General features: G+C 64.5%; 15 protein-coding genes. 12 read left to right on the top strand and 3 right to left on the bottom strand.

Translation table 11 applies throughout. The annotated features are described in order from the left end of the window. The first annotated feature begins 9 nt into the window (after positions 1–9). From MESCI_RS01455 to MESCI_RS01400, 12 genes are all read left to right on the top strand, one after another. Complete coding sequence (locus tag MESCI_RS01455; protein WP_013528163.1) at positions 10–948, top strand: sugar ABC transporter substrate-binding protein; 939 nt, start codon at positions 10–12, stop codon at positions 946–948. Between the two features lie 241 nt (positions 949–1,189). Further along, complete coding sequence (ssuD, locus tag MESCI_RS01450) at positions 1,190–2,362, top strand: FMNH2-dependent alkanesulfonate monooxygenase (RefSeq protein WP_013528162.1); 1,173 nt, start codon at positions 1,190–1,192, stop codon at positions 2,360–2,362. Then, the gene (locus MESCI_RS01445) at positions 2,359–3,819 is read left to right on the top strand and encodes an FAD/NAD(P)-binding protein (protein WP_013528161.1); all 1,461 of its coding nucleotides are present in this window, start codon (positions 2,359–2,361) and stop codon (positions 3,817–3,819) included. Before ssuD ends, MESCI_RS01445 begins: the two co-directional genes overlap by 4 nt. 161 nt (positions 3,820–3,980) lie before the next feature. Continuing rightward, a complete protein-coding gene (gene sfnG, locus MESCI_RS01440) occupies positions 3,981–5,081 on the top strand; it encodes a dimethylsulfone monooxygenase SfnG (RefSeq protein ID WP_013528160.1) in 1,101 nt (366 codons plus the stop codon). Positions 5,082–5,193: 112 nt separating this feature from the next. Next, positions 5,194–6,129: an ABC transporter ATP-binding protein gene (locus tag MESCI_RS01435; protein WP_013528159.1), complete on the top strand. Its 936-nt coding sequence runs from the start codon at positions 5,194–5,196 to the stop codon at positions 6,127–6,129. Next, entirely contained in the window at positions 6,126–7,025 is a 900-nt protein-coding gene (locus MESCI_RS01430; RefSeq protein ID WP_013528158.1) for a branched-chain amino acid ABC transporter permease, read from the top strand. Before MESCI_RS01435 ends, MESCI_RS01430 begins: the two co-directional genes overlap by 4 nt. 3 nt (positions 7,026–7,028) lie before the next feature. After that, positions 7,029–8,069 (top strand): branched-chain amino acid ABC transporter permease, encoded by a 1,041-nt coding sequence (locus MESCI_RS01425; RefSeq protein WP_013528157.1) that lies wholly within the window; start codon positions 7,029–7,031, stop codon positions 8,067–8,069. A 64-nt stretch (positions 8,070–8,133) separates the two neighbouring features. Then, positions 8,134–9,471, top strand: coding sequence for an ABC transporter substrate-binding protein (locus tag MESCI_RS01420; RefSeq protein ID WP_013528156.1), 1,338 nt, complete (start codon positions 8,134–8,136; stop codon positions 9,469–9,471). A gap of 79 nt (positions 9,472–9,550) precedes the next feature. After that, the gene (locus MESCI_RS01415) at positions 9,551–10,357 is read left to right on the top strand and encodes an ABC transporter ATP-binding protein (RefSeq protein ID WP_164919833.1); all 807 of its coding nucleotides are present in this window, start codon (positions 9,551–9,553) and stop codon (positions 10,355–10,357) included. A gap of 24 nt (positions 10,358–10,381) precedes the next feature. Beyond that, positions 10,382–11,629, top strand: coding sequence for an SfnB family sulfur acquisition oxidoreductase (locus MESCI_RS01410; RefSeq protein ID WP_013528154.1), 1,248 nt, complete (start codon positions 10,382–10,384; stop codon positions 11,627–11,629). Between the two features lie 63 nt (positions 11,630–11,692). After that, entirely contained in the window at positions 11,693–12,253 is a 561-nt protein-coding gene (msuE, locus tag MESCI_RS01405) for an FMN reductase (RefSeq protein WP_013528153.1), read from the top strand. Positions 12,254–12,371: 118 nt separating this feature from the next. Further along, on the top strand, positions 12,372–12,857 hold the full coding sequence (locus MESCI_RS01400) for a hypothetical protein (RefSeq protein WP_013528152.1): 486 nt from the start codon (positions 12,372–12,374) through the stop codon (positions 12,855–12,857). 14 nt (positions 12,858–12,871) lie between these two features. On the opposite strand, the gene MESCI_RS01395 is transcribed toward MESCI_RS01400, so the two are convergent. The 3 genes from MESCI_RS01395 to MESCI_RS01385 are packed head-to-tail and all read right to left on the bottom strand — an operon-like array spanning position 12,872 to position 16,543. Then, positions 12,872–13,411, bottom strand: a complete 540-nt coding sequence (locus MESCI_RS01395) for a hypothetical protein (protein ID WP_013528151.1) — start codon at positions 13,409–13,411, stop codon at positions 12,872–12,874. After that, a complete protein-coding gene (locus tag MESCI_RS01390; protein WP_013528150.1) occupies positions 13,404–16,280 on the bottom strand; it encodes a sarcosine oxidase subunit alpha family protein in 2,877 nt (958 codons plus the stop codon). Before MESCI_RS01390 ends, MESCI_RS01395 begins: the two co-directional genes overlap by 8 nt. Further along, on the bottom strand, positions 16,277–16,543 hold the full coding sequence (locus tag MESCI_RS01385) for a sarcosine oxidase subunit delta (protein ID WP_013528149.1): 267 nt from the start codon (positions 16,541–16,543) through the stop codon (positions 16,277–16,279). The genes MESCI_RS01390 and MESCI_RS01385 overlap by 4 nt, the downstream gene beginning before the upstream one ends. Between the last annotated feature and the right edge of the window lie 49 nt (positions 16,544–16,592).

Genomic DNA, 16,592 nt, shown 5'->3' with positions numbered 1-16,592 from the left:
AGGAAACACATGATTGGCAAGAAAAGCATGCTTCACGTCGCCGCCATGGCGGCTGTGCTGGCATCGACGGGCTGGGCCAGCGCCAAGACGGTCTGCTACGTGACGGCAGCGGATTCGCATGCCTACGCGACGCCGGCCAACAAGGCGCTTCAGGCGCGCGCTGCGGAACTCGGCATCGAGATCCTGAGCCTCAGCCAGGATTTTGATGTCCAGAAAGGCACCGAGCAGCTCAACACCTGCGTTGCGCGCAAGGTCGACGGCATCATCCTGTGGCCGCTCGACCCGCAGGCATACATACCGGGGCTGGCGCGCGCGCAGCAGGCGAACATTCCGGCGATCCTCATCAATTCGCCGATGAGCGACGATGCCAAGCCGTTCATCAAGTCGTTCACCGGGCCTGATGTCTATGAGGAAGGCAAGCTGGCGGCGGACTCGCTGAGCAAGGCGCTGGGCGGCAAGGGCTCCGTCGTCATCATCGCCGGCCAGGCCGGCAACGGCACCACGATCGGCCGCGTCAGCGGATTTACCGACCGTCTCAAGGAAACCAATGCCGAGATCAACGTGCTCGACACGGTCAACGCCGACTTCGACCAGCAAAAGGCGCTGGTGGTGAGCCGCGATCTGATCACACGCTTCGGCGACCAGATCAGCGGTGTCTACGCCAATGACGACACGATGGCCCGCGGCTTCATCGACGCATGGAAAGAGGCGAACCCCTCCAAGGCCGCACCGCCGATCGTCGGCATCAATGGCCAGAAGGATGCGTTCGAATCGATCCGCACCAATGAGATGTACTCGACCATCGTCCAGTCGCCCGTCGAGGATGGCCGCCTGGCGATCAACACGATGGCCGAGATCATCGAGGGCAAGGAGGTCAAGGACCGGCTGCCGATCCCGCTGACAGTCGTCACCAAGGACAACGTCAACGCGGTCGAACCAGCGTTCTGATGCAGGAAGGCCGGCCCGCTGCACTCGGGTCGGCCTCGCCGCCGATTTCTTGGGGAGAGAAATTCTAATAGCGGCAACGGAATTGGAATAAACTAACTCTACAGAGTTTGTGGAATAAGCAATCTGCACTGGCGATCTGGTTTCCACCCGGACAGGACCACGCCATGCCTACCTTTTTGCGCTCGCCGTCAACCAAAGCAGGCATCTCCGGCCGCCTCCGTCAGGCGACGGGAGACAGGCCATGAGCAAGCACATTCCAGACCGTATCAAGGTGCTCTGGTTTCTGCCGACGCATGGCGACAGCCGCTATCTCGGCACGGCCGAGGGCGGCAGATCGGTCGATCTGCCCTATCTGACGCAAGTGGCGAAGGCGGCCGACACGCTCGGCTACTATGGCGTGCTGTTGCCGACCGGCCGCTCGTGCGAGGATTCCTGGGTGATCGCATCGGCTCTTGTGCCGATGACCGAACGCTTGCGTTTCCTTGTCGCCGTGCGGCCCGGTTTGCAGTCGCCGACGCTGGCCGCGCGCATGACTGCGACGCTGGACCGCATCTCCAATGGCCGCCTGCTGATCAACGTCGTCACCGGCGGCGATCCGCTGGAGAACAAGGGCGACGGCATTTTCCTGTCGCATGCCGAACGCTATGAGGTGACGCAGGAGTTCCTGCGCATATACAAGCGGGTGCTGAGCGGCGAGACGGTCGAGCATGACGGCAAGCATTTCCACATCGAGGACGGAAGGCTGCTGTTTCCGCCGGTGCAGACGCCTTACCCGCCGCTGTATTTCGGCGGTTCGTCCGACGCTGGGTCGGTGGTGGCGGCGCAGGAGATCGACAAATATTTGACCTGGGGCGAGCCGCCTGCCGATGTCGGGCGCAAGCTGGACAGCGTGCGTGAACTGGCGCAGAAGGCCGGCCGCAAGCTCTCCTTCGGCATTAGGCTGCATGTCATCGCCCGCGAAACCACCGAGGAGGCCTGGGCCGCTGCCGACAGGCTGATCAGCCGCCTCGACGACGCGACGATCGCCTCGGCCCAAAAAGTCTTTGCGCGCATGGATTCGATCGGGCAGGCGCGGATGAGCGCATTGCATGGCGGCGATCGTGCCAAGCTCGAGATCGCGCCCAATTTGTGGGCCGGCGTCGGCTTGGTGCGCGGCGGTGCCGGTACTGCCCTTGTCGGCGACCCCGACACGATCGCCGAGCGTATCGACGAGTACCGGCGCCTCGGCATCGATACCTTCATCCTGTCCGGCTATCCGCATCTGGAAGAAGCCTATCGCTTCGGCGAACTGGTGCTGCCGAAACTGCCGACCGACCATCCGGTAAAAGCCGCCGGCTCGTCCGTCAACACCGGTCCGTTCGGCGAGACCATCGCCGGCGACCACCGGCCGAAATCGCTCGCCAGCGCCTCGTGAACGCGCTCCCTCCGGCCCGCCGGTTGCGCGTCGCCATCCTTGGCGGCGGCTTTTCCGGCGCGGCGGTGGCCTGGCATCTGGCGCGGGCACCTCAATCGGAGTGCCTGTCGATTTCCGTCATCGAGCCGCGACCAGCGCTCGGCGGCGGCCTGGCCTATTCCAGCGAGGAACCGTCGCACCGGGTCAATGTCCCCGCAGTCAGGATGAGCATGGCTCCCGATGATCCGCAGCATTTTGCACGCTGGTTGGCTGGCAGCGGAGAACTCGAACACGACCCGGAGGCCATCTGGAAGAACGGCGACGCTTTTCCGCGCCGTCGCGTGTTCGGCCGCTACGTCGCCGAGCATCTGGCGCCGTATCTCGGTTCCGGCCTTGTCCATCATGTCGAAGGTTCCGCCACACGCGTGACACGCGATGCCAGTGGCGCGGGCTGGACCGTGCACACCTCTGCCGGACCGGTCGTCGCCGATATCCTCGTCCTGGCAGCGACGCATCCGCGGCCCGGAATTCCCAACGCGCTGGCCTCGCTGACGGAAGCGCCAGGTTTCGTCGCCGATCCGTACGCTTCCGCCGCGCTTTCAGGGATCGGGCCGGAGGCGTCGGTGCTGATCGTCGGCTCCGGGTTGACCTCGGCCGACATGGTCGCCGAACTTGACCGCCGTGGCCATCGCGGCCGTATCCTCGCGCTGTCGCGCCGCGGCCTGCGCTCGCGCGGCCACCCGGATATCAGGGGCGAGCCTTTTGGCGACTTTGCATCCGCGCCGGCCACGACGGCGCTCGGCCTGCTCAAGACCATTCGCGCGACGCTGGCGGCCGCGCGCGCCGCCAATGTCAACTGGCAGTCGGTCTTCGATCAGCTGCGCCTCCAGGGGCCGGTGCTGTGGGCCGCACTTGCGCCGCCGGAGCGGGCAAGGCTGGTGCGCCAGCTGCGCGTGTTCTGGGACGTGCATCGCTTCAGGATCGCGCCGCAGGTCGCCGCCGTGCTCGACCGGCGTCATGCCGCCGGTACAGTCGACACCATTGCCGCCAGGCTTGTCGCGTCGAACGACGAGGACGGCAGCCTGGCTGTCAGCTTTCAACGGCGCGGGCAGACCCGGATCGAGACGATGCGCTTCGCTGCCGTCATCAACACCACCGGTCCGGCCCATGGGCAGGCGCTGCAGCTGAACCCGGCGCTAAGCTCGCTGGCGGAAGCCGGCTTGATCAGGACGGACCAATATGGGCTTGGCATCGAGACAGGTCTCGACAGCCGCGCGATCGGCCGGGACGGCGCGGCGGTCGCGACACTCCTGGTCGCCGGCCCGCTGGCACGAGGGACTTTCGGCGAGCTCATGGGTCTGCCGGAAGTCGCCCGCCATGCCCAGGCGGTCGCGGTTGAAATTGCCAAGCTGCTGGTAACGCTGCCGTCAGCGCAGGCCATCGGCCCCAATGCCGCGCACCGTCCACACGTGGGCTGACACCTGCGGGCCGGGTTCGGCAGCGAAAATTGGTATTTCCGTCCCAAGAGCGCCCCAAAAACGGAAAATCCTTCTTTGTATATATATTCTATAAACATAATAAATATCGGAGCCGGCGCGACCGGAGCGATCAACGACACGGCCTGAATGGGAGACAGTTCATGGCACATGCAGAAGCCGATCCGATCAAATTCGCCTACTGGGTGCCGAATGTTTCGGGCGGCCTGGTGATTTCCAACATCGAGCAGCGCACCAACCATTCTGCCGAGTACAATCGCAAGCTGGCGCAGATCGCCGAGAAGGCCGGCTTCGACTACGCGCTCAGCCAGATACGTTTCACGGCCGGCTACGGCGCCGACGAACAGCATGAATCGGTGGCGTTCAGCCATGATCTGCTGGCGGCGACCACGACGCTCAAGGTCATCGCGGCGATCCTGCCAGGACCATGGAACCCGGCGCTGGCGGCCAAGCAGATCGCCACCATCAGCTACCTGACCAACGGCCGCGTCGCGATCAACCTTGTCTCCGGCTGGTTCCGCGGCGAGTTCCATGCCATCGGCGAGCATTGGCTCGACCATGACGAGCGCTACCGCCGCTCGGAGGAATTCATCCGTGCGCTGCGCGGAATATGGACTGAAGACAGCTTCACCTTCCGTGGCGATTTCTACCGCTTCAATGAGTATTCGCTGAAGCCGAAACCGCCGCAAGTACCCGAAATCTTCCAAGGCGGCTCGTCGCGCGCCGCGCGCGACATGGCATCGCGCGTCTCGGACTGGTACTTCACCAACGGCAACACGCCGGCCGAGATCGCCAAGCAGGTCGATGATATCAGGGTCAAGGCGAAGGCCAATAACCATTCCGTCAAAGTTGGCGTCAACGCCTTCGCGGTCGTTCGCGAGACCGAGGACGAGGCCAGGGCGGTGCTCGCCGAAATCATCGCCGAGGCCAATCCCGACGCGGTCAATGCTTTTGGCCATGAGGTCAAGAATGCCGGCAAGGCCTCGCCGGAAGGTGAGGGCAATTGGGCGAAATCATCCTTCGACGATCTGGTCCAGTACAATGACGGCTTCCGCTCGAACCTGATCGGCACCCCCAGGCAGGTCGCTCAACGCGTCGTCGACCTGAAGCGCGCGGGTGCGGATCTCATCCTGCTCGGTTTCCTGCACTTCCAGGAAGAGGTCGAGTATTTCGGCAAGCATGTCATCCCGCTCGTTCGCGAACTGGAAGACGCCGAGGCGGCGGCGTCGCTGGCGGCGGAATAGTCACCCCATAGGCACGCCGGACACGCGCCGGCCTGCACACATGAAGCTTGCCCGGCGCGCTGATCCGTCGGGCGGCAACAGGATTTTGCGCGCCTAATCGAGGACGATTGGAATGCCGTTGCCCAGTTATACGCTCGGAGTGATGGAGGCTTCCGCCTATGCACCGGAGGTCTTTGCGCGCGGCCTGCCGTCAGGTCCACGGCCGGAGCAGTCGTTCGAAGATGTCGCCAAGTCGGCAGGGGCCGTTGCCGGCGATGCCTCAGCGTTGCTTTCGCTTCAGGGCATCAGCCTGTCCTTTGGCGGCGTCGTGGCACTGGCCGATATCGACCTATCGGTCCGCCAAGGCGAGATCCGTGCCATCATCGGCCCGAACGGCGCCGGCAAGAGTTCGCTGATCAACGTCATCAGCGGCGTCTACCGGCCGGATCGCGGCCATGTCCAGCTCGACGGTACCTCCTATGCCCAGGTCCCGACGCAGCGGCTGGCCCATCTCGGCGTCGCCAGAACCTTCCAGAATCTCGCACTGTTCAAGGGCCTAAGCGTCCTCGACAATGTCGCCTCTGGCCTTGCCTACAAGGTTCGCTCCAACTTTGCCGGCCAGGTGCTCGGCATCGGCCGCTCGCGTGGCGAGCAGCGCGATTCACGCAGCCGTGCCGAACAGATCCTTGAATTCCTCCATCTCACCGCCATTCGCGACCGTCTTGTCGGCACCTTGCCTTACGGGCTGCAGAAGCGTGTCGAACTGGCCCGCGCGCTGGTGGCCGAGCCGCGCCTGCTTTTGCTGGACGAGCCGATGGCCGGCATGACAGCGAGCGAAAAGAGCGAGATGGCGTCTTTCGTCCGTGCCGCGCGCGATCGTTTCGCCACCACCGTGGTGTTGATCGAGCACGATGTCGGCGTCGTCATGGGTCTGTCCGATCGCATCGCCGTTCTCGACTACGGCCGCAAGATCGCCGACGCCACGCCCGATGAAGTCAGGAACGACCAACGCGTCATCGATGCCTATCTCGGCGTCGCCTCGGACAATGAGGACGGGGCAGGCATATGATCGCCGATTTCGACTACCAATTCCTCATCGAAGTGCTCGTCGGCGGCCTGCTCTCAGGCGTCATGTATTCGCTTGTCGCGATCGGCTTCGTGCTCATCTACAAGACCTCGGGCGTGCTCAATTTCGCGCAAGGCGCGATGCTGCTGTTTGCGGCACTCACCTTCGTCAGCCTCGTCGAGCGCGGTATTCCGTTCGCGCTGGCGCTGGCGGTCACCTTCGCCTTCATGGTGGCGATGGGTGTCGCCATCGAGCGCACGGTGCTGCGGCCACTGACCAACAAGCCGCCGATCACACTGTTCATGGCGACGCTCGGCCTGTCCTACATCATCGAGGGCGCCGCCCAGCTGATCTGGGGCACGCAGGTCCATGGCCTCGATCTCGGCATCGAGGACGTGCCGCTGGAAATCGGCGGCGTGCTGATCAGCCAGTTCGACATTTTTGCCGCGGTGGTTGCCGCCGGCATGGTCCTCCTGCTGTCGCTGTTCTTCCGCTACACCCGCATCGGCCTCTCCTTCCGCGCCGTTGCCGACGACCAGTTCGCGGCCCTCGCGGTCGGTCTCAGGCTGCCGCTGATCTGGGCCACCGTGTGGGCTGCCGCCGGCCTTGTCGCCCTGGTGGCGGGACTGCTCTGGGGCGCACGCCTCGGCGTGCAGTTCTCGCTGTCGCTGGTGGTGCTCAAGGCGCTGCCGGTGCTGGTGCTCGGCGGCTTCGATTCCATCCTCGGCGCCATCGTCGGCGGGCTGCTGATCGGCGCCAGTGAGAAGCTCGCCGAGGTCTATATCGGCGATTATTTCGGCGGCGGCATCGAGAGCTGGTTTGCCTATGTCGTCGCGCTCGTCTTCCTGCTGATCCGCCCTTCCGGCCTGTTCGGCCAGAAGCTCGTTGAGAGGATCTGAACGATGACCGCGATAACAAGCGATTTCGTCGCCGCGCCGGTGCTGCCGAAATGGGTCGTACCGGTCCTGCTGCTCGCCTTCGCCTATGGTGTCGTGCCGCTGATCGGCTCAAGTTATGTGTTCGAGGCCATCCTGCTGCCGTTCCTGGCGCTCAGCCTCGCAGGCGTGGGCTTGAACATTCTCACCGGCTATGCCGGCCAGGTCTCGCTGGGCAGTGCCGCCTTCATGGCGGCGGGCGCCTTCGCCGCCTATAATTTCAACCTGCGCGTCGAGGGCCTGCCGCTGATCGGCAGCATCTTCCTGGCCGGCATCGTCGCCGCCGCGATCGGCATCGTTTTCGGCCTGCCCAGCCTGCGTCTGAAGGGTTTTTATCTCGCGGTCTCGACGCTCGCCGCGCAGTTCTTCGTGCAATGGGCGCTGACCAAGTTCAGCTGGTTCTCCAACAACTCGGCGTCAGGCGTCATCGACGCGCCGAGACTGTCGATTTCAGGTTTAGCGCTCGACGGCGCCGTCGGCCGCTATTTGTTCGCGCTGACAATCGTCACTGTGCTGACCTTCCTTGCCTACAGGCTGGTCTCGTCGCAGACCGGTCGCAACTTCATCGCCATCCGCGACAATGAAACCGCCGCCCGCATCATCGGCATTCCGGTGCTGAGGACCAAGCTGCTGGCCTTCGCCATCTCGTCCTTCATCATCGGCGTCGCAGGCGTCATCTGGGCCTTCGCCTATCTGAGGACCGTCGAGCCGGACGGCTTCGATCTCGATCGGTCGTTCCAGATCCTGTTCATCATCATCATCGGCGGGCTGGCTTCGATCCGCGGCGCGTTTTTCGGCGCCGCCCTCATCCTGGTTTTCCCGCTCGCTCTGTCGCGCCTCGGCGGCTTCCTGCTCGGCGATCTCTTCGATTCGGGCGTGCTCGACATGAGCCAGCGCATCGTTCTGGGCGCGCTCATCATCCTGTTTCTGATCCTTGAACCCGACGGGCTGGTGGCGCTGTGGGACAGGGTCCGAAGACGGCTCCTGTTCGCCTGGCAGTCGACTTGAGCTGATGCATCCGAAAATGAACAAGGGGCCGAACAAGACGGCCCATACCGGGAGTACCTCGACCATGACTTTCCTCAGCACAATCAAGGCGGCGGCATTGTCCGCGGCGATGATCGTGTCGGTGGCCTTGCCCGCCGCGCACGCCGACGAACAATATTTTCCGCTGCAGAGCTATCGCGTCGGGCCTTACGCGGCCGGCGGCACCGGCTTCTTCGGCGGCTTCATCGACTATCTCAACCTCATCAACATCCGTGACGGCGGCGTCAACGGCGTCAAGCTGACCTGGGACGAATGCGAGACCCAGTACGAGGTCGAGCGCGGCGTCGAATGCTACGAGCGGCAGAAGAGCCATGCCGGCGCCGCCGCCTGGAACCCGCTCTCGGTCGGCATCGCCTATGCCATGATTGACCGCATCACCGCCGACAAGGTGCCGCTGATCACCGTCAACCACGGCCGCACCGATTCCACCGACGGGCGTGTCTTCCCCTACGTCTTCCCGCTGCTGCTCAATCCCTACAGCGAGACATCAGGCATCGTGAACTACATCGCCTCCAAGGAAGGCGGCATCGACAAGCTGAAGGGCAAGAAGATCGTCGTGCTCTATCACGGCTCGCCCTACGGCAAGGAGACCATCCCGATCTATGAGCTGCTGGCGCAGAAATACGGCTTCACCGTGCAGCAGATCGAGGTGCCGCATCCCGGCAACGAGCAGCAGTCGCAGTGGCTGACCATCCGCCGCGCCAAGCCGGATTTCGTCGTCCTGCGCGGCTGGGGTGTGATGAACCCGGTGGCGCTGAAGACGGCGGTCAAGGTCGGCTATCCCGTCGATCACATCGTCGGCAATGTCTGGTCGAATTCTGAAGAGGATGTCATCCCTGCCGGCGACGCCGCCAAGGGTTACACCGCCATCACCACGCAGGCTTCCGGCAACTCCTACCCGGTGGTTCAGGAGATCGTGAAGACGGTCTACGGCGCCGGCAAGGGTAACCTTGAAGACAAGGCGCGCATCGGCTCGGTCTACCACAATCTCGGCATCGTCAACGGCATCCTCAATGTCGAGGCGATCCGGATCGCGCAGGAGAAGTTCGGCCACCGCACGCTGACCGGCGACGAGGTCCGCTGGGGCTTCGAGCATCTCAAGCTTGATCCGGCCAAGGTCGAGGCGCTTGGCGCCAAGGACCTGTTCCACTCGATCAATGTCAGCTGGGACAACCATGAAGGCGAAGGCTACGTGACCTTCCAGCAGTGGGACGGCAAGAAGTGGAACGTCGTCTCCGACTGGATCGCGCCGGACTGGGCGCTGCTGCGGCCAATCATCGAGAAGTCCGCCGAGGCCTACGCCGCCGAGAAGGGCATCAAGCTGCGCACCGCCGACGATGCCAATGCTGTGACCACCAACTGATCAGTCAGTGCCGGGCGTCGCGGACCAAGTTTCCGTGGCGCCCGACCTGTTCGGTTTTCGAACCGCGAAAGAACAGCCTATGCCGAACGATGACGTCATTCTTGCTGTGGACACGGTCCATGCCACCTACAACCACGCCATCACGGCGCTGCATGGCGTCAGTTTCGAGCTCAGGCGCGGCCAGATACTGGCATTGCTCGGTGCCAATGGCGCTGGCAAGACCACGACGCTGAAGGCCGTCTCCAACCTGCTGCCGGCCGAACGCGGCCAGGTCAATGCCGGCACCATCCGCTATGACGGCTCGGATGTCTCGCGCCGCAAACCGGGTGATCTGGTGCGCGCCGGGCTGGTTCAGGTGCTGGAAGGCCGCCACTGCTTCAAAAGCCTCACCGTCGAGGAGAATCTGATCGCCGGCGGCATCGGCCGCAGCGGCAGCCGCGCCGAGATCAACGGGGATCTCGAACGGATCTACGGCTATTTCCCGAGGCTTCGGGAAAAACGCCGGACATTGTCCGGCCTGACCTCCGGCGGCGAACAGCAGATGACCGCCATCGGCAGGGCGCTGATGTCGCGGCCGCGGCTGCTCGTCCTGGACGAACCGTCGATGGGGCTCGCGCCAATCATCGTCCAGGACATCTTCCAGAGCTTGAAAAATCTCAACCGCGAGACTGGCCTATCCATCCTGGTCGCCGAGCAGAACTCCGCAGTGGCGCTGCGATATGCCGACCTTGCCACGGTGCTGGAGAACGGCGTTTCCGTTCTCGCCGGCGCGGCCCCCGAGCTTCGCCAGCGCGAGGACATCAGGGCCTTCTATCTCGGTCAATCGAACCCCGGGCAACAGGCGTCACCCGCCACCAAGCCCGCCCATCTCCACGCCGTTGCCTGAATCGAAATCCCAAGGAGCAGTGAAATGACCGTTTCGACCGTCAAGACCGACAAGGCTTCCGCCGCCGTGCCGCCAGTCGCAAGGCCGACCGCCCCGGCGCACATCATCAAGGACGACGCCGAGGCGATTGCGGTTGCCCATGCGCTCGCCGCCGAATTCGTCAAGGACTCCTCCCGGCGCGACCGTGAACGGATCTGGCCGGTCGCCGAACTCGATGCCTTTTCGCAAAGCGGCCTGTGGTCGATCAATGTACCCAAGGCATTCGGTGGGCCGGAGGTGTCCTATGCGACGCTGGCGAAGGTGATCGAGATCATCTCGGCGGCGGATTCCTCGATTGGCCAGGTTGCGCAGAATCATCTCGGTGTTGTAGCCGCCGTCCGCACCGTGTCCGACGCCGATCAGCAGAAGCTGCTGTTCGCCGAAGCGCTGAAGGGCACCCGGTTCGGCAACGCCTTTTCCGAGTTCGGTTCCAAGCGCGCCGCCGATTTCGAGACCCGCTTCACCGATGCCGGCGATCATGTGGTTGTCAGCGGCCGGAAATTCTATTCGTCCGGCGCGCTGCTCGCCCATCTGGTGCCGATCGTGGCGCTCGATGACGAGGGCCGCGCCTGGTATGCGATCGCCGACCGCGGCGCACCCGGCCTGACCGTCATCGACGACTGGTCGAGCTTCGGCCAGCGCACGACCCTGTCCGGCACCGTCATCATCGACAACGTCAAGGTGCCGAAGACGCATCTGGTACCCGGCTACAAGGGCTACGACAAACCGACCGCCGACGGCGCCATCTTCCAGATCATCCAGGTGGCCGTGGACACCGGCATCGCCCAGGCGGCGATCAACGAGACGGTCGATTTCGTCAGGACCAAAAGCCGCGCCTGGATCGACAGCGGCGTCGACAACGCCTGGGACGATCCCTACACCATTCAGGCCATCGGCGACCTGACGCTGCGCCTGCACGCGGCGCAGGCGCTGCTCGAAAAGGCCGGTCATGCAATCGACCGGGCAGTGGCCGAGCCGACAGCCGAGACGGTGGCGCACGCCCAGATCGTCACTGCTGAAGCCAAGATCTTGTCGACAGAGATCGCCATCGCCGCCACCAACAAGCTGTTCGAACTGGCAGGGACCCGCTCAACCCTGGCCGAGCACAATCTCGACCGGCATTGGCGCAACGCCCGCACGCACACGCTGCACGATCCGGTGCGCTGGAAATACTCGATCCTCGGCAAATATTTCCTCAACGGCGAAAATCCGCCGCTGCACGCCTGGAGCTGATTTCCACCGGCGGGCTGGCGGCCCGCCACGTCAAACCTTCGACCATTCAAGAGGCCCACTGCCATGTCAAACCCAACAGTCGTCGGCTTTTCCGGCAACATCACCAGGCCGTCAAAGACGCGCGCCTTCGTCGATCTGGTCGCCAGGGACATCGCCGCCAGCCACGGCCTATCGGCGAGCACCTATGATATCGAGGATCTCGGGCCGTCGCTGGGAACGGCGAAATGGGCCCGCGATCTCGACGGCCAGGCGCACGCGATCCTGGAACAAATCCTCGCCGCCGACGTGTTTGTCGTGGGCTCGCCGACCTACAAGGGCAGCTATACCGGCCTGTTCAAGCATTTCTTCGATCTGATCGATCCGGCGGCATTGCGGGGAAAGCCCATCGTGCTGACGGCGACCGGCGGTGGCGAGCGCCATGCCTTGATCGTCGAGCATCAGCTGCGGCCGCTGTTCGGCTTCTTCGAGGCCTTTGCGCTGCCCACCGCCGTCTACGCCACCGACAAGGATTTCACCGACGGCGTGCTGCGCTCCGAGGCGATCCTTAAGCGTGCGGCGCAGGCGGTCGACGAGGTCGGCTTTGTGCTGGCCAATCGTTCGGCAGGCCGGATCGCCGCTGAATAGCCTGTCGTCAGCCAGATTGAACTGAACGAAATCCGTGAGGGCAGCGCCCCCGCTTACGCGCAATTTACGACCGACCGTTAAAACCGTTCCTGTCTGATTCGTCTGGGACAGGAACGTCATGAGCAAAGCCCTCACATCCTTCGCATTGGTCGCCGTGCTGACCGCCTTGCTCATGGCGTTGAGCCTGGCTGTCGCCAGGCACGGCTATCCCTATGGCGCGATCGGCGTCAGGCGCCTTGACGGCATTGCCGACGCCGGCGTGTTCATCCCGATTGCCGCCGTCTATTTCTTCAGCGCGATGCTGATGATGATCCTGCCGATAAGGGCGGCCGGTATCGTCCTGACCCATGCCGCCGATGCCCTTTTCTGGACCGTGATCGCACTGTTTGCGACCATCGTCGGCTGTCTGGTCGCCAGATGGGCGTTCGGGCAGGGCAGCGCCGTGTGGACATTGCTGAACTGGCGGTTCCTGTTTGCCGCGGCGATCGTCGGTTGTCACTTCGTCATGAACGAGCTGCGCCGCAACGTCCTGCTGCGCAGCCTGTTCTTCGTCGTGTTTGCCGCCGCGACGCTGGCCTGCCTGTTCTGGTCGTTCACACTCTGACCAGCCGTAACCGGCTACTTCGCTGATCCTGCGGCGATGTTGCCGGCGGCAATTTCCATCCATGTCCAGAGATAGGCGGCAAGACCGCGATCGACATGGATGCGCAGCTTGCCGTCACGGCGATAGACGACGGCGCTGATGCCTGCGAATGAGAGCGCTGCACTGGCGCTCGCTTGGCTGGGATCGAGCGTCGTTCCACGCGCGATGAAAGCGTCGAGCGCCGTGCCCTCGGCCTCGAACATTTGCAGCCCGGCGCTGATCGCCGTCACCGCGAACCCGTCTGTGTGCCAGCCCGAGGCGATGGCAAGCGGGCTGTTCGAGACGATCAGCAGCCGGTCGCGCGCCAGCCGCGCCGCATAGCGGTCACCTTGTGCGGTGCCAAAGGCTCCGACACCAGTGCGGTCCACGCCAGATACTCGCGCCCATGCGTCGAGATCGCCGCTGACCAGCAATTGGGAGAGGTCGAGGACTGCTCGTATCGCAAGGCCCGGCGTGGCGATGACCGCGCCCTGCCAGTCCGGTGCAACGGACCATTTTTCCGCGAGATCACGCATGCAGCCGGTCTCCTGCCGGGTCGAAGGCGCAAGGGGCGGTAATCGTCGCCTTGCTGATCTTGCCGAGATACTGGATGTCGATCGTCTCGCCGTGCCGCGTCGCGCCGCGCTCTATCAGCCCAAGCGCAACCGGGCGGCCAAGCGTCGGGCTCTGGTAGCTCGAGGTGACAAAGCCCTGGCTGCGCAATCTGCCGTCGATCCGTTTGATGCCATGCGCGCCGGTCGGCAGCGGTGCTTCGCCTTGCGGCACTGCCAGCCCGACAAGCTGCATGCGATTGTCACGCGACGCCTCCTCGGTGAACAATGAGCGTCGGCCGACGAACTCGGTCTTGCGTTTGGCCCGCGGACCGTGGACGCCGAGATCATGCGGCAATGTGGTGCCGTCGGTGTCCTTGCCGATGACGATAAAACCCTTTTCGGCACGCAGGATCATCAGCGCCTCCAGGCCGATGACGATGGCGTCGAGCGCCTGGCCGGCCTCGCGCAGATGCGCCCATAGCGGCTCGGCGTGGTCGGCCCGGATCGAAATCTCGTAGCTCCTGTCGCCGGTGAAACTGACGCGGGCGATGCGGACTTCGTCGCCGGCATAAGTGCCATGACCGATCGCCATATGCGGCAGGTCGGCATCGTCGAGCGAGAGGCCAAGATGCAGCTTTTCCAGCAGCTTGCGGGCATTTGGCCCCGAAACGGTCAGTGTCGCCATGTCCGGTGTGGCGTTGTGGATGTAGACGGCGCTGCGGCCAAAACGGTCCTGGCGCCATTCCTCCAGCCGCGCATGGACGGCGGCGACATGCGAGGACGAGCACGACACGATGAAGCGATGCTCGTCCAGCCGCACCAGCACGCCGTCGTCGAAGACCACGCCGTTCTCAGACAGCATGAAGCCATAGCGGCAGCGGCCCGGTTTCAATGTTGACATGGTGTTGTAGTAGAGGAAATCGACGAACGCCGCCGCCTGCGGCCCGATCACCTCGATCTTGCCGAGCGTCGAACCATCGAACAGCGCGACCGACTGGCGCGCACGTCGCGCCTCGTCCGCGATCGAACGTTCCGCGTCCGCGTTGCCGCCATAATGAGCAGGCCGCAGCCAGCCGCCATATTCCTGGAAGACAGCGCCGCTGGCGCGATGGACGTTTTCGAGCGGCAGCCGCCGTACCGGCGCCATCAATTCACCGACGCGCGCGCCGGCAAAGCTTGCCAGCGGCACCGGCGTGAACGGCGGCCGGTAGGTGGTGGTGCCGACCTCCGGCACCGTGCGGCCGGTAATCCCTGCCATCAGCGCCAGCCCGGGCAGGTTGGAGGTCTTGCCCTGGTCGGTCGCCATGCCGAGCGTGGTGTAGCGCTTCAGATGTTCGACCGAGACGAAGTTTTCGCGTGCGGCCAGCTCGACGTCCTTCACCGTCACGTCGTTCTGATAGTCGATCCAGATGCGGCCTTTCGAGCCCGGCATCGGCCAGGCCGGGAGAATGCCGTCCGTCGCCTCCGGCCCGGTGCTGCGTGGTGTTGCCGCGTTTTCCTTGCCGGCGAATGCCTTTTCCACGCCGGCAAACACCTCCGACAAGGAGACCGCGCCGGCTGCGGCGCCGACCACGGCGATACCGCCGACCGGTTCGCCCGGCAGGAAGGCCGCGCGCGCATCGCTCCAGGCGAGCTTGCCCTTGGCCTGGCCGAAGAGATGAATGGTCGGCGTCCAGCCGCCCGAGACCACAACGCAATCGGCATCGAACCTCGTGCCGTCGTCGAGCGTCACCCCGTCGACGCGCAGCTTGCCGCTGGCGGATGCGAGAGAACGCCCCTTGATCAGCCGGACATTGGCCGCCGCCGCAGGCGTGCCGTCACGCCGGATATCGACAAGCCTGACTTCGGCGCCGACCTCGGCAAGCGCCCCCGCCACCTCATAGGCGCTGTCATTGTTGGCTGCGACGATGATGCGGCGGCCGACCAGCACAGCGTGGCGCCGGAGATAGGCGAGCGCCGCATCCGCCGACATGATGCCCGGCAGGTCATTGTTGGCGAAGGGCAGCGGTCGCTCTATGGCGCCGGTCGCCAGCACGATCTGGCGCGGCCTGACGCGCCACAGCGTATCCGGCCGGCCGTCGAGATGACGCTGGTTCAGCCCGACCAGATTGTGGTCGTAAATGCCGAAGGCGGTGGTCGAAGGCAGGATGAGGTGACCGCCAGCGGCAAGCCCGGCAATCGTCTCCTTGACCCATACGGCCGCCGGCTTGCCGTCGATCTCCGCGGCACGATGGCCGAGCGATCCGCCGGGGCTCTGCTGGTCGTCGACCAGTGTGACGGTCAGGCCAGCACCGGACGCCAGTCTTGCCGCCGCCAGCCCTGCCGGCCCCGCGCCCACCACCAGCACGTCGCAATGATGGTTGATCTGGTCGGCCATGCCGGGCGAGGTCCAGTCGGCATCGACTGTGCCCAGCCCCGCCATGGCGCGGATGCGCGGCTCGAACCTGTGCCAGTCCGGCCACATGAAGGTCTTGTAGTAGAACGCGGCCGGGATGAAGCGCGCAAAACGGTCCAGGAAGGCGTTGCGGTCGGCCAGTGCGCTGGGCGTGGCGTTGACGCTTTTCGCCACCAGTCCGTCGCGCGCCGGCTCGGTCGTGGCGCGCGTGTTGGGCGTCGCCCGCGAGCCGCCGATATCGACCAGCGCATTTGGCTCCTCGACGCCGGCGCCCCATATGCCGCGCGGCCGGTGATATTTGAAGCTGCGGCCGACGACCGCGACGTCACCCGCCAGCAGCGCCGAGGCGATGGTGTCGCCGGCAAAGCCTTGCACGGTGGTGCCGTCGAAGCTGAAGCGGATCAGGCGCGAGCGGTCGATGGCGCTGCCGCCGGTGGCAAGGCGCGAGGCGGTCACGCGACGTGCTCCCCGCCGAGTGCGGCCGAGGACAGCACCTTGTGGGTGACGGTGTCGCGCTCCATGACGAAGAACTCGCCGCAGTTCATGTGAACCCAGATTTCGCGCGCCGTGCCTTTCGGGTTGGTGCGCAGATAGAGGTAATCAGCCCAGCGATCGATCGGCACATCGGCGCCATCCGGCCGCGCATTGCCGGCATCGCCGCCATAGTGGAATTCGGTTTCGTCGCGCGGGCCGCAGAATGGGCAAGGGAAAAGCTGCATAAAATCCTCAATCTTCGTCTTTATGCATGTCGTTCTCCCAAAACCGCTG

This window comes from Mesorhizobium ciceri biovar biserrulae WSM1271, assembly GCF_000185905.1.
Taxonomy (GTDB): domain Bacteria; phylum Pseudomonadota; class Alphaproteobacteria; order Rhizobiales; family Rhizobiaceae; genus Mesorhizobium; species Mesorhizobium ciceri.
The sequence above is the reverse complement of the archived record's forward strand: the minus strand, read 5'-3'. Positions and strand labels throughout refer to the sequence as shown.